Origin of the sequence: Streptomyces tamarix (assembly GCF_032423885.1) — a bacterium.
Taxonomy (GTDB): domain Bacteria; phylum Actinomycetota; class Actinomycetes; order Streptomycetales; family Streptomycetaceae; genus Streptomyces; species Streptomyces tamarix.
Map to the genome: position 1 here is coordinate 25,343 of NZ_JAWCTQ010000004.1, position 24,848 is coordinate 50,190.

The 24,848-nt window shown below is 73.7% G+C and carries 20 protein-coding genes; 9 read left to right on the forward strand and 11 right to left on the reverse strand.

Annotated elements, in window-relative coordinates; translation table 11 throughout:
* Positions 1-120: 120 nt before the first annotated feature.
* The 7 genes from eccB (at position 121) to RND61_RS04600 (ending at position 7,330) form a co-directional block, all read left to right on the forward strand.
* Positions 121-1,653: a type VII secretion protein EccB gene (gene eccB / locus RND61_RS04570; RefSeq protein ID WP_315876366.1), complete on the forward strand. Its 1,533-nt coding sequence runs from the start codon at positions 121-123 to the stop codon at positions 1,651-1,653.
* 16 nt (positions 1,654-1,669) lie between these two features.
* Complete coding sequence (mycP, locus tag RND61_RS04575) at positions 1,670-2,914, forward strand: type VII secretion-associated serine protease mycosin (protein WP_315876367.1); 1,245 nt, start codon at positions 1,670-1,672, stop codon at positions 2,912-2,914.
* A gap of 185 nt (positions 2,915-3,099) precedes the next feature.
* The gene (locus tag RND61_RS04580; protein WP_315876368.1) at positions 3,100-3,534 is read left to right on the forward strand and encodes a hypothetical protein; all 435 of its coding nucleotides are present in this window, start codon (positions 3,100-3,102) and stop codon (positions 3,532-3,534) included.
* A gap of 5 nt (positions 3,535-3,539) precedes the next feature.
* Positions 3,540-5,240, forward strand: a complete 1,701-nt coding sequence (locus RND61_RS04585) for a hypothetical protein (protein WP_315876369.1) — start codon at positions 3,540-3,542, stop codon at positions 5,238-5,240.
* Between the two features lie 26 nt (positions 5,241-5,266).
* Complete coding sequence (locus RND61_RS04590) at positions 5,267-6,529, forward strand: S8 family serine peptidase (RefSeq protein WP_315876370.1); 1,263 nt, start codon at positions 5,267-5,269, stop codon at positions 6,527-6,529.
* A gap of 76 nt (positions 6,530-6,605) precedes the next feature.
* Entirely contained in the window at positions 6,606-6,965 is a 360-nt protein-coding gene (locus tag RND61_RS04595; RefSeq protein WP_315876371.1) for a WXG100 family type VII secretion target, read from the forward strand.
* 62 nt (positions 6,966-7,027) lie between these two features.
* Entirely contained in the window at positions 7,028-7,330 is a 303-nt protein-coding gene (locus tag RND61_RS04600) for a WXG100 family type VII secretion target (protein ID WP_315876373.1), read from the forward strand.
* 397 nt (positions 7,331-7,727) lie between these two features.
* On the opposite strand, the gene RND61_RS04605 is transcribed toward RND61_RS04600, so the two are convergent.
* The gene (locus tag RND61_RS04605; protein WP_315876374.1) at positions 7,728-9,257 is read right to left on the reverse strand and encodes an aldehyde dehydrogenase (NADP(+)); all 1,530 of its coding nucleotides are present in this window, start codon (positions 9,255-9,257) and stop codon (positions 7,728-7,730) included.
* 113 nt (positions 9,258-9,370) lie between these two features.
* Here RND61_RS04605 and RND61_RS04610 point away from each other — a divergent pair, with 113 nt between their 5' ends.
* Together RND61_RS04610 and RND61_RS04615 are read left to right on the forward strand one after the other, a co-directional pair.
* Positions 9,371-10,141 (forward strand): IclR family transcriptional regulator, encoded by a 771-nt coding sequence (locus RND61_RS04610; RefSeq protein WP_315876375.1) that lies wholly within the window; start codon positions 9,371-9,373, stop codon positions 10,139-10,141.
* Positions 10,142-10,409: 268 nt separating this feature from the next.
* Complete coding sequence (locus RND61_RS04615; protein ID WP_315876611.1) at positions 10,410-10,802, forward strand: hypothetical protein; 393 nt, start codon at positions 10,410-10,412, stop codon at positions 10,800-10,802.
* A gap of 1 nt (position 10,803) precedes the next feature.
* On the opposite strand, the gene RND61_RS04620 is transcribed toward RND61_RS04615, so the two are convergent.
* The 10 genes from RND61_RS04620 to RND61_RS04665 form a co-directional block, all read right to left on the reverse strand.
* Complete coding sequence (locus tag RND61_RS04620) at positions 10,804-13,110, reverse strand: M48 family metalloprotease (protein ID WP_315876376.1); 2,307 nt, start codon at positions 13,108-13,110, stop codon at positions 10,804-10,806.
* Entirely contained in the window at positions 13,107-13,610 is a 504-nt protein-coding gene (locus RND61_RS04625; RefSeq protein ID WP_315876377.1) for a hypothetical protein, read from the reverse strand. The genes RND61_RS04620 and RND61_RS04625 overlap by 4 nt, the downstream gene beginning before the upstream one ends.
* Before the next feature lie 392 nt (positions 13,611-14,002).
* The gene (locus RND61_RS04630) at positions 14,003-15,142 is read right to left on the reverse strand and encodes a pectinesterase family protein (RefSeq protein WP_315876379.1); all 1,140 of its coding nucleotides are present in this window, start codon (positions 15,140-15,142) and stop codon (positions 14,003-14,005) included.
* Positions 15,143-15,517: 375 nt separating this feature from the next.
* On the reverse strand, positions 15,518-16,828 hold the full coding sequence (locus tag RND61_RS04635; RefSeq protein ID WP_391652855.1) for a pectate lyase family protein: 1,311 nt from the start codon (positions 16,826-16,828) through the stop codon (positions 15,518-15,520).
* Between the two features lie 32 nt (positions 16,829-16,860).
* Positions 16,861-17,691, reverse strand: coding sequence for a rhamnogalacturonan acetylesterase (locus tag RND61_RS04640; RefSeq protein ID WP_315876381.1), 831 nt, complete (start codon positions 17,689-17,691; stop codon positions 16,861-16,863).
* A gap of 95 nt (positions 17,692-17,786) precedes the next feature.
* Positions 17,787-19,127, reverse strand: a complete 1,341-nt coding sequence (locus RND61_RS04645; RefSeq protein ID WP_315876382.1) for an ABC transporter substrate-binding protein — start codon at positions 19,125-19,127, stop codon at positions 17,787-17,789.
* Between the two features lie 131 nt (positions 19,128-19,258).
* On the reverse strand, positions 19,259-21,280 hold the full coding sequence (locus RND61_RS04650; protein WP_315876383.1) for a pectinesterase family protein: 2,022 nt from the start codon (positions 21,278-21,280) through the stop codon (positions 19,259-19,261).
* 57 nt (positions 21,281-21,337) lie between these two features.
* Positions 21,338-22,864 carry a glycoside hydrolase family 43 protein gene (locus RND61_RS04655; RefSeq protein WP_315876384.1) on the reverse strand — a complete coding sequence of 509 codons (1,527 nt, stop codon included), beginning with the start codon at positions 22,862-22,864 and terminating at the stop codon, positions 21,338-21,340.
* Positions 22,861-23,706: a DUF6807 domain-containing protein gene (locus RND61_RS04660; RefSeq protein WP_315876385.1), complete on the reverse strand. Its 846-nt coding sequence runs from the start codon at positions 23,704-23,706 to the stop codon at positions 22,861-22,863. The genes RND61_RS04655 and RND61_RS04660 overlap by 4 nt, the downstream gene beginning before the upstream one ends.
* On the reverse strand, positions 23,703-24,845 hold the full coding sequence (locus tag RND61_RS04665; protein WP_315876386.1) for a Gfo/Idh/MocA family protein: 1,143 nt from the start codon (positions 24,843-24,845) through the stop codon (positions 23,703-23,705). The genes RND61_RS04660 and RND61_RS04665 overlap by 4 nt, the downstream gene beginning before the upstream one ends.
* Positions 24,846-24,848 lie beyond the last annotated feature (3 nt).

Below are 24,848 nucleotides of genomic sequence, written 5' to 3' on the forward strand. Positions count from 1 at the left end.
CCCTACCTGAGCAAAGCGGCCCGGCCGCCAGCAGGCATAGTAGGGGGCGGTTACGACGGCCGGTGCCCCTTGGGGACCAGGGGGACGCGGCGGCCCAGCGGGGAGAGGGACAGCGGATACATGGCATCGCGTCGGGACGAACTCAACGCCTACACCTTCGCGAAGCGGAGGCTCGTCGCCCAATTCGTCCAGCCCAACTCCACCGGCTCGGAAGAAGGCGCGCCCCGCCCGCTGCGCGCGGTGTTGCCCGGGATCATCGTGGGCGTCGTGGTGCTCGCCGTGTTCGGCGCGTGGGGAATGTTCCGTCCGGTCGCCCCGAAGAACTGGGACCGGCCCGGCGAGAACGTCATCATCGCCAGTAAGTCGACAACACGCTATGTCGTCCTGGAAACCGGCAGGACGAAACAGCTGCACCCGGTCCTCAACATGGCCTCCGCGAAACTCCTGCTGAATCCCGACAAGGGAACGGTCATCAAAGTCGACGAATCCGTACTCGACAGCGGAAAGATCCGGCACGGCGCCACCCTCGGAATTCCGTACGCGCCCGACCGCCTCCCCGACGCGAAGGAGGCCGGCACCGCCAAGCGCTGGGCCGTGTGCGAGCGCCCCGTCGAGGGCGGCCGCGCCATCCAGAAGGCGGCGTTCGTCTTCGCCGACCGCGAGAAGGGCAGGACCGAGGGCCCCGGCCGGCTGAGCGGCGGCGACCTCCTGTACGTCGAGGGGCCCGCCCCCGACCGCACCCGGTACATCGTGGACGCCCAGGGCACCGCGTACCCGGTGGAGAAGAACGAACTGCTGCTCCGCCAGCTCGTCGGCCAGGGCCGCACCCCGCAGCGCGTCTCCGCCGGCTGGTTGGAGACCCTCCACGAGGGCGACGAGATCACCTTCCCCACCATCGACGGCGAGCCCGGTTCCCCCGCCGGCGTCCCCGGCGAGCTGGACCCCGAGGTGAACAAGGTCGGCATGGTCCTCACCGCCACCGACGGCACCAGGAAGCAGCAGTACGTCGTCCTGCCCGGCCGGGTCGCGCCCGTCTCCGACTTCACCGCGAAGCTGCTGCTGAACAGCCGCGAACTGATCGAGCTCGGCCAGGACGGCCAGGCCACGTCCGTCAGCGCCGCCGCCTTCCGGCCGGGCGAGGCGTTCGGCCGCGACAAGAAGTGGCCGCGGGACGCCCCGAAGCCGGTCAACTCCGCGAGCACCGGCGAGGGCAGCCGCAACACCGTCTGCAACGTGCTGCGCGAGGTCGACGAGGACAACGGCTCCACCACCCTCGGCACCTGGGTCGGCGAGGACTTCCCGGCGCCCCTGCCGACCGGTTCCAGCAGCGCGTACGTCACCCCCGGCACGGGCCTCCTCTTCCGCCAGTTCACCGGCTCGCGCACCGACGCCGGCTTCCTCTTCCTCGTCACCGACACCGGCCTGCGGTACGCGATGCAGTCCAACGGCGACAACCCGGCCGACGACTCCGGCATCGGCTCCTCCGGCTCCGAGGACGAGAAGAAGGCGCGCCTCCTGGAGGCGCAGCAGGCCCAGAACCGGCTCGGCTACAAGGACGTCGACCCGCAGCCCGTACCGGCCGCCTGGTCGGCGTTCCTGCCGACCGGTCCGCGCCTGTCGACGGCGGCGGCACGGCAGCCGCAGGGCTCGTGAGGCGGAGGCGTACGCGATGAGGTCCACGAACAGGCGACGGGCGGCGGCCCTGGCGGCGGCGGCGTTCCTCGGGGTCGCCCTGCCCGCCCCGCCGGCCGCGGCGGACACCCCCGGCCAGTGCACGTACCCCGGCAAGCCCTACGAGGGCCGGCCCTGGGCGCTCCAGCGGGTCCTGCTCGACGAGCTGTGGAAGCAGTCCACGGGCAAGGGCGTCCGCGTCGCCGTCATCGACACGGGCGTCGACGTGAAGCACCCGCAGCTGAAGCCGGCCGTCGACACGGGGAGCGGGATCAACCTCATCCCGAAGGACGCCGAGGACGAGCACGGCAACAAGGTGGAGCGCGGCAGGGAGGACGGGACGACCGACACGGTCGGCCACGGCACGAAGGTCGCCGGCATCATCGCCGCGCGCCCCATGAAGGGCACCGGCTTCGTCGGCCTCGCCCCGGACGCGACGGTCATCCCCATCCAACAGAACGACGCCGACGGCAACGGCACGGCCGCGACGCTGGCGACCGCCATCCGGCACGCCATCGAGGAGGGGGCCGACGTCATCAACATCTCCCAGGACACGGCGAACGCCATCGAGCCGACGCCGCTCCTGAAGGACGCCGTCCAGGAGGCCCTGGACAAGGAGATCGTGGTCGTCGCGTCCGCGGGCAACGACGGCCTCGACGGCAACGTGAAGAAGACGTACCCCGCCTCCTACGAGGGCGTCCTGGCCGTCGCCGCCTCCGACCGCAACAACGAGCGCGCCGCCTTCTCCCAGTCCGGCGACTTCGTCGGCGTCGCCGCACCCGGCGTGGACATGATCACAACGGTGCCGGGCGGCGGCCACTGCGCCGACAACGGCACCAGCTTCTCCGCCCCGTACGTCGCGGGGATCGCCGCGCTCATCAAGGCCAAGCACGAGGACTGGACGCGCAAGCAGATCGTCGCCCAGATCCAGCAGACCGCGGAACGCTCGATCGCCGGCCACGACCGGCTCGTGGGGTGGGGCGTCGTGGACCCCGTGCGGGCGCTGACGGAGGACGACAAGCCCATCGAGGCCCCGGTCGCCCACGAGGGCGTCACCAAGGCGGAACCGCCGACACCGGCCGAGCTCCACCTGGGCGAGACGCCCGAACAGCGCAACGCCCGCCTCGCGACGTACGTCGTCGTGGGCGGCGGCGTCCTCGTCGCCGCCATCGCCGGCACCGCGATCGCCCTGCGCGACGCCCGCCGCCGCAGCCGTACGACGACGCGTCCCGCGAACGGGTGAGGACGTGCGCGGCCACACCGCAACCGGGGGGCCTTCCCGCGCCGTCCACGCAGAAGACGCGTCACGGGCAGGCCACTTGGGGCTGTCGGAGGCACTGGATAGAGTGGCGGGCGTGCGATCGGTGAATAGCGCAAGAGTTTGATCGCCATGCGTGACCGCTGGAACAACGGGGAGGGACAAGGGTCATGGGCGACCTTGAGCGCGGCGCAGGCGCGCTACGAAATTTCCAGTCCAAGATCAACGCGCTGCTGACGGAATTCGAGAACGGCCCCGGCGGCAGCCAGAAGGTCGCCGAGCACACCATCGAGCGCGGCGCCTTCAGCGGCACCGGTCTGCCCTTCGCGGAAGCGGACGGCTTCTTCGCGCAGTACGCCCGCGTCCACAGGGAACTGGTGTCCCTCTCCAAGCTCCTGGCCGACCAGATGGAGCTCCTGCGCCTCGGCGCCCACGCGGCCGACGTCGGCTTCGACAACGTGGACGAGGACACGCGCCGCCGCTTCCACGCCATCCAGGACCGCCTGGAGGTGGCGGCGGAGGAGCGGCAGAAGCAGGACGAGAAGAGCGACAAGCCGGAGCAGCCCCGCAGCGACTCGAAGAACGTCACGAAGGACCTGGGGTAACGCCGATGGGAACCGAAGACAAGAACCTCACCCCCGAGCAGCAGCAGAGCCAGGAAGCGTCGAAGATCCGGACGACGTTCACCGCCACCGACCGGCTGGAGCGCTTCTCGGCCCAGTTCGAGCGCATGGGCTTCGGCACCGGCAGCGGTCCCGGCGGCTTCTTCGGCAAGACCAACTTCGAGAACGCCCCGCTCAACGCGATGCTGGACCTCCTCGAAGCGGCCAACCCGGCCGACCTGGAGGCCGCCGGCACGGCCCTGGAGGCCGCCCGCAAGGCGCTCAACGACGCGGCGCGCGACCTCAAGAAGGACGCCGCGGCCGTGGACCTGAAGGGTGAGGCGGGTACGGAGTTCCAGCGCTTCGCCGCCGACCTCGCGACGTACACGTACAACCTGGCGAGCTTCGCCAACGTCGTGGGCGCGCAGATGAAGGTCGCCAGCACGGGCCTGGCCTCCGTCCGCAACGCCCGCCCGCCCCGCGACAACCGCCCCGACCCGAAGAAGCCCACGGACTTCCCCCCGCCGGAGCGCACGGCGGACAACGAGGACTACCAGAAGGCCGTCAAGGCGGAACGCGACCGCCAGGAGGCCATCAACCAACTGAACCGCCTGGCGTCGTTCTACGCGGTGTCGGAGCAGACCCTGGCGTCCCAGGAACCGCCGAAGTTCCCGGAGCGGCTGAAGGCGGCGGTGCCGCCGCCGACGGGCACGGGCGCCGTCGGAGACGGCAGCGGTTCACGGGCGGTGCCGCCCACGGGCGCACAGCGTGGTACCGGCGCCGAACAGCCGCAGGCCGCCTACGGGGCCGAGCGCGGCGGTACCACTGGTGTGCCGCCGCGTGCGGACGTCCTCGGCCCCACGCCGCCACCCGCGACGCTGGACCCGTCGATGCAGATCGACACCGTCACCGCCCCGCCCCCTCCGGTGACGGCCCCGCCCGCACCCACGCCCACGCCGACCACTCCCACGGGTGGTGGCGGTCCGGTCACGCCGCCGCCCATGGCTCCCGGACTCCCGAACGCCGGGAAGGGGCCGGGTACCAGCCGTGTTCCCGGCACCCCGGCGGTTCCGCGCCCGGCGGGCCCGGCCACCAGCCAGGTCGGCCGCCCGGGTGTTCCCGGGGGCCCGCACACGGGGCAGGGCGGTCCCGGCCAGGCGGGGCGCACCACCGGACCCGGTCAGACGAACATGGTCGGCCGGCCCGGTACGCCCGGCACCCCCGGTACGCCCGCCGCTGGACGCCAGGGCGTGATCGGTGGCCAGGGCCCGAACAACATGGTGGGCCGTCCCGGTGCCCCGGGCACGCCGACCGCCGGACGTACGGGCGGCCCCGCACCGGTCACCGGCCGGGCGAGCGGAGGGATCGTGGGCGGCACGCCCCAGCCGCGCACGGCCGCGGGCGGTGCCGGCGGCTCCCGTATCCCCAGGGGTACGGTGATCGGCGGCGAGGGCGCGGCACAGGGCCGGCCGTCGGCTGCACGACCCGTCACGGGGGGCGTCATCGGGGCGAACCCGGGTGCGGGGGCCCGTTCCACGGGCCGGGGCGCGCCCAGTGTGAACGGCGTCGTGGGCACCCCGCGCTCGCAGCGGAACAAGGGCCGGAAGGACGAGGAGCACACCGGTTCCGAGCGTCCCGACTACCTCGTGGAAGACGAAGAGACGTGGACGGCCCGGCGGCGCGGCGCCGTTCCCCCGGTGATCGACTGAGGACAGGAAAGGTGCGGGGAGCCAGGATGACAGCAGGAACGACGCGTCGGCTGCGGCGGCGGGTCACATGCGCGGTCGCGTTGGTCGGCGCGTGGGCCATCGGATTCGTCGGCCTGGCTCCCTCCGCCGTCGCGGAGGACATGCGCGCCCAGCAGTGGTACCTGGACGCGATGCACGTCGACAAGATCTGGAAGAAGACCACCGGCCAAGGCATCAAGGTCGCGGTCATCGACACGGGTGTCAACGCGTCCACCCCCACCTTGCGGGGACAGGTCCTCAAGGGCCTCGACGCAACGAAGGTCAACGGGAAGACGGACGACAACAGCGGCCATGGCACCACCATGGCGGAGCTGATCGCCGGCACAGGACGGGCAGGCGGCATCCAGGGGCTGGCCCCCGGAGCCAAGATCATCCCCTTCCGCACGAACGTGTCCGGCTCCGACGAACTCGACAAGAACCCGTGGGCGCTCGAAGACGCCGTTCGCGCCGCAGCTGACAGCGAAGCGCAGATCATCAACATGTCGTTCGCCTACAGGTACAAGACGGACCGCATGGTCGAGGCGGTGAAGTACGCCCAGAGCAAGGGGAAGCTGATGTTCGCGGGCGTGGGGAACGACGGCGACGGGGAGAACAAGCGACTCTACCCGGCGGCCTTTCCGGAAGTCGTCGGAGTAGCGGCAACCGATCGTGAGGGAATGGTGGGCGAGTTCTCCCAGCACGGCAGCTTTGTCGATATCGCCGCGCCGGGGAAGGGCATTCCGGGCTGGTGCGACGCCAAGTTCGACGGGTACTGCATCAATCAGCAAGGTACGAGCCATGCCACCGCCATCGCCTCCGCCACCGCCGCGCTGATCTGGTCCCTGCACCCCGACTGGACCGCGAACCAGGTCCTGCGCGTCATGATCGAGAGCGCGGGCAAGGGGGAGGGTTGGAAGCCCGGTACGGTCAGCAACTACGTGGGTCACGGTGTGGTTCGCCCCGGCGCCCACATCAACCGGGGCCTCGGCAAGCCCGGTGACCCGGACATCAACCCGTTGACGAACGAGGACACGTCCGGCGCGGGCGGTGGTTCGTCCGCGTCACCCGCATCGTCCGCCTCACCCGCCGCGTCTGCACCAGCTTCGTCACAAGCCCCGCAGGGCCAGGCCACACCCGGCGCGACCGTGGCAGGCTCCAGCGAGGAAGCCGGGGACGGGAGCTCCCTCGGCCTCATTCTTGGCGGCGCCGCGGCCGTGGTCGTCGTCGCGGGGGGAGTCTTCCTCTTCGCCCGCAAGCGCCGTACGCCATAGCGGCAGGAACCGAGCCGCCCGTACCCGACGGTGGCGATCAGACCCACCGAGAACCTCCAGAGAGGAAGCACATCGCATGGCAGTCCAGAAGGTTAATGGCGTTGCCCTCAAGGGGTTGCAGGACGAGCTCACCCGCAACTTCGACGACGTGAAGAGCCAGCTGTCCGTCCTGCAGGCGACCATCGACAGCCTGGAAGGCGCCTGGGCCGGTATCGGTGCCGGTGCGTTCAACCAGAAGCAGGACGCGATCAACCGCAACATGGTGGGCATCGGCAAGCTCCTGCTGAACTTCCAGGAGGCCATCGAGGCGGCCCGCACGATCGCCGGCAACACGGACACCGAGGTCGAGGCCGCCCTCCGCGGTGTCGACGTGGCCGAGGGCTACTCGGGCGACGCCAAGGCCGAGGCCCGCACGTCGAACCTCAGCAACTACTGACCTCTCCCGGCCGCGCACCGTTCGCGGCCGGCACACGACAGCTCGACGCGGTTGGAGGACCGATGGCGAACAACAACGACGGCACGATGATTGTCACTTACGCGAAGCTGGAAGACGCCGCGCGTGACATCAAGAAGCAGGCCGACCGACTCGACCAGAGCCTGAAGAACATCCAGGCGAAGATCAAGTCGATCTCGTCCCTCTGGGAGGGCGAGGCCCGCGAGGCGTACAACACCGCGCAGGCCGACTGGGACCGCAGGGCGATGCAGATCCACACGTCGCTGGTCCAGATCTCCAACGCGGTCCGCGAGGCGGCCCCCGCGTACCAGCAGGGCGACAAGAAGGCCGCGTCGAACTTCATGTAGGAAGCGGCACGGCCGACATCGGCGGCAAGGGGCGGACACGCGCGGGAGGTGTCCGCCCCGACTGCTGCCACCGTCGCCCCCGCCCGCGCCGACGGGATCCGGCGCCCGGCATCGGGATCCGGCGCCCGCCCCCGTCACGCCGGTACGTCGGATGCGCGCCGCGCGGGGGAGCCACCGGCCGCGCGCCCCGTCACGCCGGGAAGCCGTTGCCGACCGCGAACCGCGCCGCGCTCTCCCGCGGCGGCCCGACCCGTCCCCGCCACCGCGCCCGTCCCCGCCACCGCGCCCGGAACCACCGAGGGGCGGGCCGCCCGGCCGGCCGGGGGCCCCCCGGGGGGGCGGGGGCGGGCCGGGCCCGCCGGGGGCGGGTACCGCGGCCCGGCCCGCGGCCGGCGGGTCAGACCTCCAGGCGGCCGTCGACCCGCCGCGGCAGGTTCAGCGGGTTGTCGTCGCGCAGCTCCGGCGGGAGGAGGGAGTGGGGGGTGGACTGGTAGGCGACCGGGCGCATCCAGCGCTCGACGGCGGTGCCGCCGACCGACGTGGACGTGGACGTGGTCGCCGGGTACGGACCGCCGTGCTGCTGGGCGTAGGCGACGGCGACACCGGTGGGCCAGCCGTTGACGACGACGCGGCCCGCGAGCGGGGTGACCTCGGCGAGGAGCGCGGCACCGGAGCCCTCGCCGGCCGCCTCCTCCGAGGAGACGTGCAGCGTCGCCGTGAGGTTGCCGGGCAGGCGGGACAGGACGCGGGTGACCTCCTCGTCCGTCTCGTACCGGGCGACGACGGTGACCGGACCGAAGCACTCCTCCAGGAGCAGGTCGTGCGGCCCCTCCTCGGCCAGGCGGGCGGCCGGCACGGTCAGGAAGCCCGCCGCCACCTCGTGCTCGCCGGCCGCGCCGGGGGTGACCGGCGCCTCGACGTCCGGCAGGGCCGCCCGCTCGCTGACGCCCGCGACGAAGTTGTCGCGCATCCGCCCGTCGAGGAGGACGCCCTCGGGGACGCGCGCCACCGCGTCGGCCAGGGACTTGACCATCTGGTCGCCGGCCGGGCCCGCCGGGGCGAGCACCAGCCCGGGCTTCACGCAGAACTGGCCGGTGCCCAGCGTCATGGAGCCGGCCAGGCCCGTGCCGATCTCGTCGGCCCGCTCCGCCGCGGCGTCCGCGGTCACCACGACCGGGTTGAGGGAGCCCAGTTCGCCGTGGAACGGGATCGGCACCGGCCGGGCGGCCGCCGCGTCGAACAGCGCCCGCCCGCCCCGTACCGAACCGGTGAAGCCGGCCGCGGTGATCAGCGGGTGGCGGACCAGTTCGACGCCCGCGTCGAAGCCGTGGACCAGGCCGACGACCTCCTCGGGGATGCCGTGCTCGGCGGCGGCCTCGCGCAGCGCGGCGGCGGCCAGCTCGGAGGTGGCCGGGTGGTCGGGGTGGGCCTTGACCACGACGGGGCAGCCCGCGGCCAGGGCGCTGGCCGTGTCGCCGCCGGGCACCGAGAAGGCGAAGGGGAAGTTGGAGGCGGCGTACACGGCGACGACGCCCAGCGGCACCTTGTAGCGGCGCAGGTCCGGGATCGGCGGCGTCGCCGAGTCGTCCGGGTGATTGATGATCACGTCCAGGAACGCGCCCTCGTCCACGATGTCGGCGAAGGCCCGCAGCTGGTAGCAGCTGCGGGCGAGTTCGCCGGTGAGGCGGGGCACGCCGAGGGCGGTCTCGGCGTCGGCGGCCTCGACGAGCCGGTCCTTCGCCGCTTCGAGCCGGTCGGCCGCCGTCCGCAGGAACGCGGAGCGCACGGCGCGGTCGGCCAGTGCGGCACGGACGCCGTGCGCGGCGCGTACCGCGCGGTCCACGTCCTGCGCCGTCGCCTCCGACGCGACCTGCTCCCGCTGCTTCCCGGTTCGGGGGTCGACACTCCAGACTTGTGCTGCTGACACCGCGAACGTCCTCTCCGACTGTGCGCTTCCCATCCGTTCGGTATTCTGAACGGCGTTCCTGATGATGAATATGCTGGGACTCTATTAACGGGCGTCTGAAGGGGTCAAGGGCGATGTCTGCTACCGAATCCGGCGGAGCGCAGGTCAAGTCCGCGGTACGGACCGTGGAACTGCTCGAGTACTTCGCCAAAAGCCCCGGCATGCACTCGCTGGCGGCCGTCCAGGAGGCGGTCGGCTACCCCAAGTCGAGCCTGTACATGCTGCTGCGGACCCTCGTCGAGCTGGGCTGGGTGGAGACGGACGCGACCGGCACCCGGTACGGCATCGGCGTCCGCGCGCTGCTCGTCGGCACGTCGTACATCGACGGCGACGAGGTCGTCGCCGCCGCCCGCCCCACCCTCGACCGGCTCTCCGACGACACGAGCGAGACCATCCACCTGGCCCGCCTCGACGGCACCAACGTCGTCTACCTGGCGACCCGGCAATCCCCGCACTACCTGCGCCCCTTCGCCCGCGTCGGACGGCGGCTGCCCGCCCACTCCACCTCCCTCGGCAAGGCGCTGCTCGCCACGTACGACGACGAGCAGGTGCGCAAGCTGCTGCCGGAGACCCTGCCGGCGCTCACCGAGCACACGATCACCGACCGCGAGAGACTCATCGAGGAGCTGCACGTCATCCGCGACCAGGGGTACGCCGTGGACCGCGAGGAGAACACCCTCGGCCTGCGCTGCTTCGGCATCGCCATCCCGTACCGCACCCCCGCGCGCGACGCGATCAGCTGCTCGGTGCCGGTCGCCCGGCTCACCCCCGCCCACGAGCAGATGATCAAGGACGCGCTGTTCGACGCCCGCGACCGGCTCACCCTCGCCACCCGCCGGCTCTGACACCGGGTGCGCCGGGCCCTTTGGGCACACCGCCGGGTACGGGGCGGCCGGGCGCCGGGCGCGGGGTGGCGTACGGGACCGGTGCATGGGACCGGCGCGTGGGGCGTGCAGGGCGCGCGGAACGCACGGGGTGCGTGGGGCTGGAGTGAGGGCCCGGCGGCGGGCGGCGGGCGGGGGCCTGCGAGCATCGACCCGCTGACCGCTCCCGGCACTTGGAGGATCCGTGCGCCGCCTGTCGTCCCGCCCCCGTTCCCTGTCCGGCTGGACCATGGCCGTCTTCGGGCTGCTGGCCGCGGCGCTCGGCGCGGTCGGCCTGGCCGCTCCGGACGCGCTGCTGGCGGTGATGGGCTTCGAGCCCGTACCGGACGGGGCGCGGGCGGCGGGCGACCACACCCTGGTGTTCCTGACGGCGTCGTCGATGGCGGCGGTGAACATGGGCGTGTACTACGTGCTGGCGGCGCTCTCCGACTGGCGGGCGTTCTTCGGCTGGACGGTGCCCTTCCGGCTGCTGACCTGTGCGGTGTTCACCGCCGCCGTCGTCGCGGGGCGCGCCCCGGCCGGCTTCCTGGGCGTGGGCCTGTGGGAGGGCGCGGGCGCGGCGGCGACCTGGGCGGCGCTGCGGTACGAGCGCCGGACGGCCGCGCCCGCGTCGGCGGGGTGAGTCAGCCGGGCGGCGGGGGCGGCCCGTACCCGGGGGGCGGCCCGTAACCCGGAGGAGGGCCGTACCCGGCCGGTGGACCGTACCCCGGGGGAGGGCCGTATCCGGTCGGCGGACCGTGCCCGGCCGGTGGACCGTACCCCGGGGGAGGCCCGTATCCGGTCGGCGGTCCGTACCCGGCGGGCGGTCCGTACCCGGCCGGCGGACCGGGTCGGTCGCGCGGTATCGCCGCCGTCACCAGGGTGCCCAGCGCGGCGACTTCGAGGCCGATGCCCACCTGGGAGCTCCACAGCCGCGGGTCCGCGGCGAGTACCGACACGGGCACCGCCACGACCAGCCCCGCCGCCAGGACGGCCGCCGCCGCCCACACCAGCCGGTGCGTCCGGGCCAGCCCGCCGACCGTCGTCCCCACGGCCACGAGGACCGTCATGGGGACGAGGAACAGCGGGTGCGCCAGGGATTCCAGCCCCCGTTGGTGCGCCCACCAGGTGTAGACGGGCGGGAAGAGGGCGGTCACCAGGGCGGCGACGCCCAGCACGGGGACGGCGCCGCGCCGGGGCGGCCGGGGCGGCGCCGGGACCGTGCGGCGGGCCGGGCGCCGGTCGCGCACCACCCCGGCGAGGGGCGCGCCCAGCAGGACGGCCAGCGCGGCGGCGAGCCACACGGGGTCGATGAACCGGGTCGCGAGGACGTACTGCGTCCACACCGCCGCGTGCAGGGGCCCGGGGAGGGCGGCGAGCCGGGCGTCCATGAACTGGCCGAATTCGACCTGCCACGGGAGCTCGAAGACCGTGTCGGCGTTGCCCACCGCGGCGGCGGCCGCCAGCAGCCCGAGCACCGTGACGCCCAGGAGCGGCCGCCGCGCGTGGTCCAGGGAACGGGCCCAGCAGTCCGCGAGGAACTGGCACCACACGGTGAACAGCAGTACCAGCAGCGCCACGGCGGCCCAGCCGGAGACCTGCGAGGAGATCCGCAGCCCGGGCAGCATCAGGTGGTCGACGACGGCGCTGGGCGCGAGCGCGAAACCCGCGAGGACGCCGAGGGCGAGCCCGGCCCGGAACGGCGTCCGCGGGGGCGCGTCCGCGGGGTTCCCCAGGCGGTGGAGGGAGGCGCGGGCGACGGTCAGGAAGAGGATGAGGACGACCAGCAGGGTGATCAGCTCGGTCGGCCACCAGCCGCGGATGCCACCGCCCTCGCGGACTTGGGCGGTGACGGAGGAGACGGGGTCCCAGGCGGCCGGCAGGCAGAAGCCGATCACGAAGGCGAACCCGAACCCCTGGTGCATCAACTGCTTCCGGTCCGCCAGGCAGGCCCGGCGCTCCGCGAACGACGGGTGCGTGCGGGTCAGCCGGGCCCACCAGCCGCTGAGCGCCCGCCGGGGCGGGCCGCCGGGCCGCGCCGCGGCGAGGTCGAAGGCGCGCAGGAGCGGCGCGGGGTCGCCCAGCCACTCGGCCGTGCGGGCGTCCGCCCGGAACTCCCTGGTCCGCAGGACGATGGAGCGGGCGGCGAGGACGACGGCGCCGAGGACGGCGGCGTCGAGGAGGGTGGCCGCGTGGAAGGGGGCGCCCTTCGGCAGGAAGAGCAGGCCCAGCAGGTCGCCGAGCATCCTCGGGACCAGGATCAGCGCGACGTAGCAGCGGAGCATCCCGAGCGTGATCATGGTGATGTCGACGTCGCGGTTGCGCAGGTGGGCCAGTTCGTGGAGGACGACGGCCCGGAACGCGGCGCGGTCGGCGTCGGTCCCGTCGTGCAGTTGGACCAGGCCGCGGCTGAGGATGACGTGGCGGCGGCCGACGCGGCCGAAGGTGACGCCGTTCACCCCGGAGTCGAGGTAGTCGACGAGGACGGTGACGCCGCGGGCCCGGTCGACACCGGCGACGAGCCGGGCGACCTCGGCGTGCAGGGCGGGGAGGCGGGCCGGGTCGAGCGGGCGGACCCCGCGCCGGCGGGCGCGGCGGGTGGAGCGGAACCAGTAGTGCGCGGCGGTGGCGGCGGCGAGGATCGCGTACGAGACGAGGATGCCCTGCGACGTGCGGTCGTCGCTGGAGTCGCACCTCCCGTGCCGCGGGCCGTTCAGGAAGGCGCCCGTCCCCCCGGCGTCCCGCATCGCGTCGCGGAGGCAGTCGTTGAGCTCCCCGGCGCGGCCCCGGGAACCGGCGAGGAGGTCGGCGTACCCGGGGTGCAGGATGGTCATCGACGCCAGCACCGCGCAGATCAACAGGACGAACGCGACGAGCGTCCCGGAGGGCAGGGGGCGGCGCGGCGGGGGCGCGGCCCCGGCCGGGGGCCCGCCGGCCGGGGCGGCGGTCATGCCCCGGGCCCGCCGGCCGCCCTCAGGTGGTCGCGGACCGCGGCGGCGAGCAGGTCGGACCGGTCGGGCGGCAGCCCGAGCAGGATCGCCGTGCGGCGGGCGGCGGCGCCGAGTTCGGCGATCCGCTCCTCGGTCAGGGCGGGGCCCTGCTCCTCGGGCGGGGTCGGCCGCCGCTCCCCGGGGCCTTCCGCCTCCGCCTCCTCCCGGCGGGCGCGGCGCCTGCCGACGAGGCGGCGGAAGCGACCGGCGAGGCTGCCGCCGAGCGTCTCGCCCATCATCTTGACGACTTCGAAGGCGACCCCGCAGGCGATGCTGGTGACGACGAGTTCGGCGGCGCCGCCGAAGGCCAGCGGGTCGTCCTTGGGGCGCCGCCTCGCCTGCCGGAGCGGGCGCCCCGACAGGCTCGCGGCGGTCTCGTCGAAGTACGGCAGCTCCTCGGGGGCGACGCGCGCCACGATGGCTCGCCCCAGCGCGATGTCCGGAGCCTCGGGCTGTCCCACGTCGGCTCGAACCCCCTCCCGGTGCGGGCCCGCCGGGCGGGTCCTCCCCCGCGGCGGGACGTCCAGAGGATCAGCACGGTAGCGCAGGGCCGGGGCGCGGGGGGCCACTTCGCGCCGAGAAGCGGCTGGGCCGGGCCGGCGGCGGGCCGCACGGCGAACGGCGCGGCCGTCGCCCGCGGCGGGTGCGCCCCGCGGGCCCGCCGGGGACGGTCGGGTCCGGTACGGGGACGCGCGCCGCCGCAAAGCACGCGGCCCTCCGCCGCGTACCGCGCGGCGGAGGGCCGGTGCGTGCCCGCAGACGCGCGAGCAGTGGTCGGGACGCCGCGGGGGGCCGCCGGCCCGGTGGGGGGCATGTGCGGTCATGCGCGGCGGACGGCCGCCCCGCGGCGGGTCTACGGGAGGCGGTGTTCCGCGGCGCCCCGCGCGGCCCACGGCCGCCAGTCGCCCAGGTACGCCGCGCGGGTGGCCGCCGCCGCCTCGGCCCGGGTCAGCTGGGGCCGCTCGGCGGGGTCCAGGATCCGCGCGCCGGGCCCGGAGTTGCGGTACTCGGCGAACCGCTGCGCCTGCCAGGGGTACTGGTCGCGCATGTTCGTGTACGGCGCGGCCGCGTCGATGCCCGGGCCCAGCCAGCTGTCGCGGACCACCAGCGAGGGCCGGGCGGTCGGGTCGGAGCTCGGCACCCACGGCCGGGCCAGCTTGTACGCGCCGTCCTCCGCGCCGCTGGTGATCCGGCACCGCACGGCGAGGTAGCCGTACGGGTTGGCGACGGCCGTGGACGGCGCGAAGACCATGCCCTTGGGCGTGAAGTCGACGTCCCGGGCGAGGGTGTGGAACCGGCAGTGCTCGAACACGGCGGTGGCGCGCCCGAAGACGAAGTCGACGTCGCCCTCGGCGTAGCAGTGCGCGAAGTACTGCCGCGCGAAGGCGGACAGGGCGGACGAGTCGGCGTACAGGGTGTCCTGGTGGCCGAGGAACCGGCAGTGGAGGAACGCCGACCGGTCGCCCGTGGCCTTGAGGGCGACGGCCTGCGTGGCGGTGATCCCCGGGTGGTCGGCGCGCAGGAAGTCGTTGGCGAAGGTGACCCGGTACGCGGTGAAGCCGTCCGCGAGGACGCTGGTGGTGGCGGAGCCGGAGGTGCCGTACGTGCCCGAGCCGTCGGGCTTGGGGGTGCCGGCGGCGTTGCCGTACACGATGACCGTGTCGCGGGGGTCGCCGCTCGCGCCGAGGAGGGTCAGGCCGGTGTGGGTGGCGGGGACGACGACGGTCTCGCGGTACGTGGCGGGGGCGAGGACCAGGGTGTGGCCGGGCCCGGCGGCGGTGACGGCCGCCTGGACGGTCGTGTGGTCGCCGCGGCCCGCGGGGTCGACGTACAGCGTGCGCGGGGTGAGGCGGCGGCGGGGACCGCCGTAGGGGCCGAAGGGCGAGGGGTTCCCGGTGGCCAGGGCGGTCCCGGGGGCGGCGGCCCCGAGGAGGACCCCGAGGCCCAGGGCTCCGGCCCGCAGGAGGCTCCTGCGGCTGGGCGTTGACGGCATGTGGCTGCTCCTTGCGTGAGGACCGGGTGGTGAGGGCCGGTCGACCGGGGGCCGCCGCGCCGCGCGTCCGGCCGGGGCGGACCGGGACGCGCGGCGGGGCGGGGCGGTGCGGGGCCGGGCCCGGGCGCCGGGGGCCCGGGGCGGCGCGCGGGGTGGGGCGGGAGCGTCGACGCCCCGGTCCGGGACCCTGTGCGGGCGCTCCCGCCCTGTTCGGGGGCCGATTCGGCCTCGATGGCTGGTCGACCCCGGGGCCGGTTCAGCCTCTGGGGCCGGTCGGCCTCGGAGACCGGTCGACCTCGGGGCCGGTTCAGCCTCGGGTCGGCTCAGCCTCGATGGCCGGTCGGCCTCGGAGACCGGCTCAGCCTCGGGGACTGGTCAGCGGAGGCGTCCCGCGCCGGCGCGGTGGGCGAGGATCCACGGCAGCACGCGCGGGTGGTCGACGCGGGTCCGCAGCGTGGGCGTCCAGCCCGCGCCGGACTGGAGGACCTCGCCGGGGACCTCCGCGTTGTGGACCGCCAGGAGGTCCACCGGGCGCCCGTTGACGTAGTTGTCCCCGACCGTGACCGGGGCCTCCTTCCACTTCTTGAGGATCTTCCCGGCCGGTACGCCCTCGGGCAGCCGGAAGGAGTTCTTCTCCGCCACCAGCTGCGACTCGGCGCCGATGCCGAAGCTGTACGCGTACCCGTCCTTCGGCACCACGTAGTGGTTGTTGTAGGCGTCGACCTTGCCGAAGCGGACGCGCGGCGCGCGCTCGACGACGTTCTTGAAGACGTTGTGGTGGAGGGTGACGCGCAGCTTGCCGCGGTCGGTGGCGCCCGCGCTGTCGCTGTTGCCGATCATCAGGGTCTTGTCGTGGTCGGCGAACACGTTCCAGGACGCCGTCACCAGGTCCGCGCCGCGCACGACGTCCAGCTCGCCGTCGTGCTGCTGGTACAGCTCGCCGAAGTAGCGGGGCAGGGAGCTGTCCGGGTAGCGGCCGTCGGTGAACGTGTTGTGGTCGATCCACACGTGGGTGGAGCCGTACACGACCATCGAGTCGTACTCGGAGTTCCAGGCGCCCGTCGCCCCGTCCGTGGGGTCCCACTGCGGGAAGCAGTCGAGGGGGCTCTCCAGGGTGAGGTTGCGGACGATGACGTTGTCGGCGTCCTTGATCTGGAGGCTGCCGCCGGTGATCCCGGCGCCGCGGCCGACGCCGACGATGGTCGTGTTGGACGGGACGAACGCCTTGATGGCCCGGTCCTGGTTCTTGGCGGAGGCGGCGCGGAGGTCCTCCTGGGGGCCGCTGACCTCCTTCTCGTAGCCCCAGACGGCCGGGTCGTAGTCGGCGAGGTACTGGTCGAAGTCGTAGCCGGGCGCCTCGAAGGTCTCGCAGCCGCCCTCGGTGGCGTTGAGCGTGCCGACCACCCGGATGATCTTCGGTGCGTCGCCGCCGGCGGCGAGCGCGGACCGGAACTCGGCCCAGGTGGTGACGGTGTACACGTGGGCCGCGTCGGCGGCGGCGCCGCCGGTGGTGCCGCCGTCGGCGGAGGCCCAGCCGTCACCGGCGGGCAGCGCGTGGCGGCCGAGGTCCCGGCCGCCGGTCCCGGCGGCGGCCGGGGGGGCCGTGAGGGACAGCACCAGCGCGGTGCAACCGGCCAGCGACGCGGCCGTTCCCATGACCCGAGCATGACATCTGAGGGTGCGCATTGCGGCTCCTGAGGGGGAAGGGAGGGGGGTGGTCAGGCGGGGGGCCAGGTGATCCGGTCGGCCGGCACCTCGTCCTCGACGCGGCGCACGTCCCGGGGCCGGAGCACCCGCTCGGCGAGCAGGCCCCGGGCCACCATGCGGGCGACCTCGATTGCCCCGAGGGGCCGGAAGTGGGTGTTGTCCTGCCGCCCGTCCGGGTAGTTGGGCGACTCGCCGGGCGCCAGCCAGTTGAAGTACGCCTTGGAGCCCTCGGGACCCAGCCGCTGCCACTCGGCGAGCGACGCGGCCTGGACGTCGACGAGGGGCACGTCGTGCTCGGCGGCGAGGGCGCGCACGGCGGCCGGGTACTCCCCGTGGGAGGTGACGGCCCGGCCCGCCGCGTCGAACCTGCGCCGCTCCACGGAGGTGAGCAGCACCGGCCGGGCGCCGCGGCGGCGCGCCCCGGTGACGTAGCGGAGGAGGTGCTCCCGGTAGGTGGTCCAGGGCTCGGTGTAGCGGGCCGGGTCCTCGGACTTCTGGTCGTTGTGCCCGAACTGGACGAGGAGGAGGTCGCCCGGGCGGATGGCCGCCAGGATCGGGTCGAGTCGGCCCTCGTCGACGAAGCTCTTGGAACTGCGGCCGTTGACCGCGTGGTTGGAGACGCTCAGGTGCGGGGTGAGGAAGAACGGCAGGGCCATGCCCCAGCCGGTCTCCGGCGCGGCGGGGGCGTACTTCTGCGCCGCCGTCGAGTCGCCCGCGATGAAGAGGGTCCGGGGGGCGGGGGCCGCGGCCTGCTCGGCAGCGGCGGCCGGACGGGCGGCGACCGCGCCCGCCACGGGGAAGGCGGCGAGTGCCGCCACGGTCTGCCTACGGCTCAGGGACACGTCGTCGTGCCTCGCTCTCGTACCGGATGAGGAGGAGTACGGCCGGCGGCGGGGCGCGACCCGGACCGCCGCCGGCCGGTTCTGGGAGGGACGGGCTAGCTCTTCTTGAGCTGCTCGTTCCACTCGGCCTGGGCCTCGTTGAGCTGCTTGGCGAGGGTGTCCAGGAAGTCCTTGGCGGTCATCGCGCCGAGCAGGACCTTCTGGAAGTTCGGCTCGTTCTCCGACTTACTGATCTTGTTCCAGTCGGGCAGGTAGTACGGCAGCTGGACGATCTTGGTGGAGCCGTCGGAGAGGGCCTGCGCGCCGAGCTTGGTGGCCTGGGCCTTGTCCAGCCACGCGTCGCCCGCGGCCTCCGTGTTGGACGGGATGGCGCCGGCCGACTCGTTCCACTTGCTGTTCGACTCGTGGGAGACGGCGAACTCGATGAACTTCCAGGCCGCGGCCTTGTTCTTGCTGGTGCGGAAGAGGCCGAGGCCGTCGACCGGGTTGGACACCTGGACGCGGACGCCGCCCGGGCCGGTCGGGTTCGGGATGCCGGCGAACTTGTCCGTGCCGAGGGCCTTCACGTGGTCCGTGTACGAGCCCAGGTTGTGGTTCATCATGGCGATGGAGCCCGAGTCGAACTGGGCGTTCATCTTCTTGAAGTCGTTGTTGACGTCGGCCTCGGGCGTCGTCTTCTTGTACAGGCCGACGTACTTCTCCAGCGCCGCGACGTTCTTCGGGTCGTTGACGGTGGTCTTGTCGCCCTTCCAGAACTCGGTGATGCCGGACTGGCCGTACATCGAGTCCAGGGCCTGGGCGATGGAGCCGGAGCCGCCGCGGATCGTGTAGCCGAACTTGTTCTTCTTGGCGTCGGTCAGCTTCTGGGCCGCCGTGTAGAACGCGTCCCAGGTGGTGGGCGCCTGGAGGCCGGCCGCCTTGAACAGGTCGGTCCGGTAGTACAGGACGCCGTTGCTCGCGGAGGTCGGGACCGAGTACATCTCGTCGCCGCGCCCGCCGGCCGACTTCACGGACTCGACCATGTTGGGGACGAGCTTGCCGTTGAGGGACGACTCCTTGATGCGGTCGCCGACCGGGTCGAGGGCGTTCTGGGCGACCATGTTGGCCAGGTAGGCCGCGCCCACGCCGCCGACGTCGGGCAGGCCGCCGCCCGCGATGGCCGTGTCGTACTTGGACTGGACGTCCTCGCTCGGGATCGGGACGTACTTGACCTTGATGTCGGGGTTCTTGGACTCGAAGTCCTTGATGATCTCCTGCCAGACGGCGGTCCGCACACCGCCGTTGTTGTCCCAGAAGGTGATGGTGCCCTTGCCCGAGCCCTCGGTCCCGCTGCCGCCGGTGCCGTCGTCACCGCAGGCGGTGGTGGTGAGCGCGAGCGTGACGGTCAGGGCGACGGCCGAGGCCGTGCGTCCTCTGAGGCTTCTCGAGATGGTCATGTCGGCTTCTCTCTTTCGAGTGCGGGTCGTGCGGGGAGGGTCGGGTGCCCTTCGGTGGTGCGGTGGTGCGAGTAGTGCGGGTGGTGCGAGGTCTTTCCGGTCGTGCGGGGTCCCTCCGGTCGTGTGGGGGGTCACGACAGGTGGGGCGCCCAGCCGTCCCGGCCCGCGAGGTAGTCGGCGACCTCGTGGGCCGCGGCCTCCGCGTCGCTCATCCGCGGGCGGTCCGGGGAGACGGCCGCCCCCGGTCCGTACGTGCGGTACTCCGCGAAGCGGGCGTCCCGCCAGGAGAAGCCGCTCATGTCCGTCCACGGCGCCGCCTTGATCGCGGCCGGCAGCTCCGTCTCCCTGATCAGGACCTGGCCGACGGCGTCCGGGTTGCCGCCGGGGTGCCAGGGGCGTCCGAGGTGGAAGGTGCCCGCGGGGGCGTCGCTGACGATCCGGGACCGGGTGATCAGGAAGCCGTACGGGTTGCCCTTCCAGGTGCTCGCCGCGGTGATGTAGCCGTTGTTGGTGGCGGAGCCGCGGCTGAGCGCCCTGATGAGCGAGTTCTCCACGACGGTGGTGGCCCGTCCGTAGAGGAAGTCCACATCCCCCTCGAGGTACGAGTCGCGGATGTAGACCCGGCTGACGACGTCCAGCTTGGGGCTGTCGGTCATCAGGGTGTCCTGGTTGCCCTTGAAGGCCGTGTCTTCGAAGACGATCCGGTCGCCGGTCGTCTTCATCGCCAGGGCCTGCTCCCCGTTCAGCTCCACCGCCGCCTCGTCGAAGTCGTTGACGAAGGTCAGGTTGCGGGCCGAGACGTCGGAGGCGGCGATCAGGACGGTGGCGCTGCCCGTGGATCCTCCGTGTGCGGCCGGGGTGTCGTACACGATCACGGTGTCCGACCGGTTCTGTCCAGTCCCCTGAAGAGAGATTTTCGGCTTGTCGGCTGAAATACGTACTTTCTCACGGTACGTCCCGGGCGCGATGCGGAGCGTGACGCGTCCGTCGTTGCCGGAGGGCACGGCGTCCACGGCGGACTGCACGGTCGGGTAGGCGGCGGGCACGTCGAGGACGGTGTCCGTGCCGAGGGTGCGCTGCGGCCCGGAGAAGCGGCTCACGAGGGCGGGCACGGCCGCCGCCGGGTCGAGCCGGTAGGCGTAGTGGTCCCGCGGGTCGAAGGCGGTGCCCCGGCTGTCGGTGCGGCCCGTGGTGCCGCGCAGGACCGAGCCGCGCTGCACCAGCTCGGCGGTGGCGTCGGCCTGGTAGGGGTGCTGGACGCCGTCGTAGTAGCTGTTCTCGATGACCATGCGGGTGCGTCCGCGCGCCCAGTTGCCGTAGGTCCACACGGGGTCGCCGTCGTCGACCTGCGCCGAGAGGTAGTTGTTGTACAAGTGGGCGTAGGCGCAGTTGTCGGCGGACGGGTTGCGCTGTTTGGTGCCCTTGAACCAGTTGTGGTCGATGGTCACCTGCGTGGCGACGTTGCTCGTCCAGCCGATCCCGAGCGCCTTGTTGTGGTCCTCGAAGCGGTTGTACGAGACGGTGACGTACGTGCTGTCCTTGCGGATGTCGAGCATGCCGTCGCCGAGGCGGCTGAAGCGGTTGTGGTCGATCCAGACGTGGGAGACGGAGTCCATCTGGATGCCGTCGAAGTCGTTGGTCTTGCCGTCCCAGTCGCCCTCCACGAACGAGTCGCGGATGGTGAGGTTGCGGATGATGACGTTGCGGGTGCCGGGGTTCAGCCGCAGCTCGCCGTGGACGATCTCGCCGCTGGTGCCGACCCCGATGATCGTCTTGTCGGAGGCCACGTCGATGGCGGTGCCGAACGGGGCGACGTCGATCGCGCCCGCGACGCGGATGACGTAGGGCTCGGCGGCCCCGGCGTACCGGGCGAGGTCGGCCTGGGTGCGGACGGTGACCACCTTGCCGCCTCGGCCGCCGGTGGTGCCGCCCGCGAGCGACGCGAAGCCGTGCGGCTCCTCGGCGTGCGGCGACCGCGCGGCGGGGCCCGCGGCGGGCCGGTCGCCGGCCCCGGCGGGCGGGGCCGGCGCGGGGGCCGCCGCGGCCGGGGTGAGCGTCCCCAGGCCGAGGGCGGCGGCCAGCGCGCCGGCGGCCAGGGCCCTGGCGGGGCCGGTCCCCGACTGCGGCAAGCGCTTGCTACGGAAGTGCGTCATTGCGGCTCCCAACAGGCTGGTGGTGAAGGGTTCCTGCGCGGGCGGCGCCGCGCAGCGTCAGACGACCCGGAAGTCGGTGAACGCGGCGGTCCCGGCGTCGCCCTGTCCCGGGGGCGCGGCCGCGAACAGGCCGAGCAGCGCGCCGACCCAGCGCCACGGCGTGGCGGCGAAGACCGGCCCGGACGGCCGCCAGCCGTCCCCGGTGTCCGCCTGGAACCGGCAGCGCGCCCCGGCCGACACCTCGACCCGCAGCCGTACGCGCCCCTCCGGCGCCGGCCGCGGCGGCGCGGCGTCCCGTTCGGCCTCCGCCACGGGCTCGGCGAACCGGTGCACGAGGCGGACGGCCCCGTCGCCGCCGCGCTCCAGGCCGATCCAGGAGAACGCGTCGCCCAGGACGGCGAGCCCGGCCCGGGCGCCCGGCTCGGTGCCCTCCAGGGCGAGGGCGACCTCGGCGGTGAACGTCTCGGCGGGCAGCCGCTGGGTGAGGACGTGCGGCAGCAGCCGCAGGTCGTGCGCGTCGCCGGTGCGGACGCAGCTCATGCGCAGCCCGTCCCCGCCGTGCTCGACGGTCCAGCCGGGGCGGGGGTTGGCGGTCCACTGCCACTGCCGCCCGAACCGGCCGCCGGGGAAGGAGTCGTCGGTGGCGGGCGCCTCGACGGGCTGCTCGGGGGCGGCCGGCTTGCGGTGCCGCAGGACCGGCTCGCCCCGGTCGCCCATGACCGGCCAGCCCTCGTCGTCCCACGCCATGGGCTGGAGGTGGACGACCCTGCCGTACGCGCCGCGCGCCTGGAAGTGCAGGAACCAGTCCTCGCCGGCCGGGGTGCGCACCCAGCCGCCCTGGTGGGGGCCGTTGACCTCGGTGCGGCCCTGGGCGAGGACGATCCGCTCCTCGTACGGGCCGAAGAAGTCCCGCGCCCGGAAGGCGCCCTGCCAGCCGGTCTCCACTCCCCCGGCGGGCGCGAAGATCCAGAACCAGCCGCCGTGCCGGTACAGCTTGGGGCCTTCGAGGGTGAACCAGCCGGGGATGCGGTCGCCGTCGACGATGACCTCGCCCTCGTCGAGGAGGGTGCGGCCGTCGCGGCTCATCCGGTGGCCGGTGAGCCGGTTCTTCACCCCGGACCGGGACTTGGCCCAGGCGTGCACGAGGTACGCCTCGCCGGTCTCGTCGTCCCACAGCGGGCAGGCGTCGATCAGTCCCTTGCCGGCCTTCAGCAGGTGTGGCGCGGTCCACGGGCCCCGGACGTGCTCGGCGTTGATCTGGTAGATCCCGTGGTCGGGGTCACCCCAGAAGATCCAGAACCGGCCGTCGGCGTGGCGCAGGCTCGGTGCCCACACGCCCTTGTCGTGACGGGGCGCGGCGAAGTCCCCGGCGGGTTCGAGGCGTTCGAGGGCGTGGCCGACGAGGGACCAGTTGACCAGGTCGCGGGAGTGCAGCAGCGGCAGGCCGGGGGCGCGGCCGAAGCTGGACGCGGTGAGGTAGAAGTCCTCGCCGACCGCGACGACGTCGGGGTCGGACCAGTCGGCGGCGAGGACCGGGTTGCGGTAGGTGCCGTCGCCGAGGTCGGCGCGGTGGACGAGCGTCATGACAGGGCCTTCCGTACGAGCCCGGCCGCCGCCGGCCGGTCGAGGCGCCCGTCGGCGACGACGGTGACGAGGCGGCGGACGACGGTGCCGCCCGCCGGGACGGGCAGGCGCGCGTCCCAGGCGAGGGACGAGCCGACGCCGGGGTACTCCCCGGTGCGGACGAACCAGGGGTCCCGCCGGGTGTCCCCGGTGGCTCCGGCGAAGACGAGCGTCCAGTCCGCCCCGCGCAGCGCCAGCCAGTCGGCGGTGCGGCCGTGGACGGCCTCCTCGCCCTCGGCGTCGGCGGTGAACACGTCGGGGGCCGCGGCGCCGGCGGGCTCCTTGGGGGCGCGCCAGAAGAAGCCGCCGTAGCCGGCGCCGGGGCGGCCGTTGGTGGCCGGGGAGCCGATGGACAGGTCCTCGTCGCCGGGGTTGGTGAGCGAGAAGGTGAAGTCCAGCGCCCAGGCGTCGGACGTGAGCGCGGTGGCGGCGACGGTGCGGCGCTCCCGCAGGAGGTCCGTACCGCCGGAGGACCAGACGAGGTCCTCCACGAAGCCGTCCGGATCGCGCAGCTTCCAGCCGTCGTGGCGCTGCTCGCCGTGGTTGTCCAGCTCGGTGGGGCCCTGGTCGCGGACGAAGGTGCGACCGCCCCAGAAGTTGCGCCCCGCCACGTCGGGGACGGCGACCGACACCCCGAGGTGGTGGAGGTGGTCGGCCGGCCGCTCCTCGGTGACCGGCGTGCCGTGGAGGGTGGTGACGGGATGGAGGTAGGGCCGGGGCGAGAGCCGGGCGGGCAGGTCGTCCGGGTGGACGTAGTGGCCGACGGCCCGTCCCGCGCAGCGCAGGACCAGCGGGTGCGTCATGGGGCTTTCGCCTCCAGCTCGGAGAAGAGGGAGAGGGTGTCCGCGCTCGCGTGGACGAGGCCGTCGACGCCCTTCACGACCCGCCGCCGGACCCCGTCGACCGTCTCGTCCACGTACCAGTCCGCGGCGGGCAGGGCGCGGGGCTCGGGGGCGGTGCGGACGGCTTCGACGACGCGCATGAACGCGCCGGTCCGGTCGGGCGGTACGAGGAGCTCGTCGCCGTCGACGACGTGGCGGACCAGGTTCTCCAGGAGGTCGGTCCGGCCGTGCACCGTCTCGACGGGGCCGTGTCCGGCGCGCTGCACCAGGACGCGGTCCTGCTTGTACCAGAAGGTGATGCGGCCGTGCCGGCCGTGGACGAGGACGTACGGCTCGCCGGGCTCCTCGGCGCAGAGGGTGACGGCGGTGGTGACGCGGGTGCCGCGCGCGGTGGTGACGCGCAGGCAGGAGGTGTCGTCGGCCTCGATGTCGTTGGCGCGGGCCAGCTCCAGTTCGATGTCGGCGACGTCCTCGGCGTACGGGCTGCCGTCGAGCGCCAGGGCGGTGGCGACGGCGTGGGCGAGCGGGTTGGTGAGCACCCCGTCGACCACGTCGGTGCCGCCCAGGCGGCGCTTCCCGGCCCACGGGGAGCGCCGGAAGTACGCCTCGTCGCGGGCCCACGCCCCCGCGGCGCCGATGCCGGTGACCTCGCCGATGGCGCCCTGCGCGACGAGTTCGGCGATGGCGGGCAGGGCGTGCGAGCCGAGCGACTGGAAGCCGATCTGGCAGGCGGTGCCCGCCAGGCGCACCCCGTCGGCCATGCGCCGGAACTCCGCGAAGGACGGGGCGGGCGGCTTCTCCAGGAGGAGGTGGACGCCGCGCCGCGCCGCGGTGAGCGCGAGGTCGGTGTGGGTGTCGATGGGCGTGCAGACGACGGCGATCCGGGCGCCGGTCGTGTCGAGGAGGGCGCCGAAGTCGTCGGACTGCGCGGGGGTGCCGAACCCGTCGAGCTCCTCGGCGTCGAGCGGGCGCAGTTCGCACACCCCGGCGAGCCGCACGAGCCCGGCCCCGGCGAGGCGCCGGATGTTGTGCAGGTGCCAGCGGCCGTGGCCGCGGGCGCCGGCGAGGACGACGGGGAGGGGCAGCGGTCCGTGGTTCATCCG

Bases quoted from the DNA above. Each gene is read 5' to 3' on its own strand.
- RND61_RS04580 (WP_315876368.1), top strand. From the start codon at position 3,100: ATGGGCGACCTTGAGCGCGGCGCAGGCGCGCTACGAAATTTCCAGTCC.
- RND61_RS04585 (WP_315876369.1), top strand. From the start codon at position 3,540: ATGGGAACCGAAGACAAGAACCTCACCCCCGAGCAGCAGCAGAGCCAG.
- RND61_RS04610 (WP_315876375.1), top strand. From the start codon at position 9,371: ATGTCTGCTACCGAATCCGGCGGAGCGCAGGTCAAGTCCGCGGTACGG.
- mycP (WP_315876367.1), top strand. From the start codon at position 1,670: ATGAGGTCCACGAACAGGCGACGGGCGGCGGCCCTGGCGGCGGCGGCG.
- RND61_RS04600 (WP_315876373.1), top strand. From the start codon at position 7,028: ATGGCGAACAACAACGACGGCACGATGATTGTCACTTACGCGAAGCTG.
- RND61_RS04620 (WP_315876376.1), bottom strand. From the start codon at position 13,110: ATGACCGCCGCCCCGGCCGGCGGGCCCCCGGCCGGGGCCGCGCCCCCG.
- RND61_RS04655 (WP_315876384.1), bottom strand. From the start codon at position 22,864: ATGACGCTCGTCCACCGCGCCGACCTCGGCGACGGCACCTACCGCAAC.
- RND61_RS04645 (WP_315876382.1), bottom strand. From the start codon at position 19,127: ATGACCATCTCGAGAAGCCTCAGAGGACGCACGGCCTCGGCCGTCGCC.
- RND61_RS04635 (WP_391652855.1), bottom strand. From the start codon at position 16,828: ATGCGCACCCTCAGATGTCATGCTCGGGTCATGGGAACGGCCGCGTCG.
- RND61_RS04650 (WP_315876383.1), bottom strand. From the start codon at position 21,280: ATGACGCACTTCCGTAGCAAGCGCTTGCCGCAGTCGGGGACCGGCCCC.
- eccB (WP_315876366.1), top strand. From the start codon at position 121: ATGGCATCGCGTCGGGACGAACTCAACGCCTACACCTTCGCGAAGCGG.
- RND61_RS04630 (WP_315876379.1), bottom strand. From the start codon at position 15,142: ATGCCGTCAACGCCCAGCCGCAGGAGCCTCCTGCGGGCCGGAGCCCTG.
- RND61_RS04590 (WP_315876370.1), top strand. From the start codon at position 5,267: ATGACAGCAGGAACGACGCGTCGGCTGCGGCGGCGGGTCACATGCGCG.
- RND61_RS04595 (WP_315876371.1), top strand. From the start codon at position 6,606: ATGGCAGTCCAGAAGGTTAATGGCGTTGCCCTCAAGGGGTTGCAGGAC.
- RND61_RS04615 (WP_315876611.1), top strand. From the start codon at position 10,410: ATGGCCGTCTTCGGGCTGCTGGCCGCGGCGCTCGGCGCGGTCGGCCTG.
- RND61_RS04665 (WP_315876386.1), bottom strand. From the start codon at position 24,845: ATGAACCACGGACCGCTGCCCCTCCCCGTCGTCCTCGCCGGCGCCCGC.
- RND61_RS04660 (WP_315876385.1), bottom strand. From the start codon at position 23,706: ATGACGCACCCGCTGGTCCTGCGCTGCGCGGGACGGGCCGTCGGCCAC.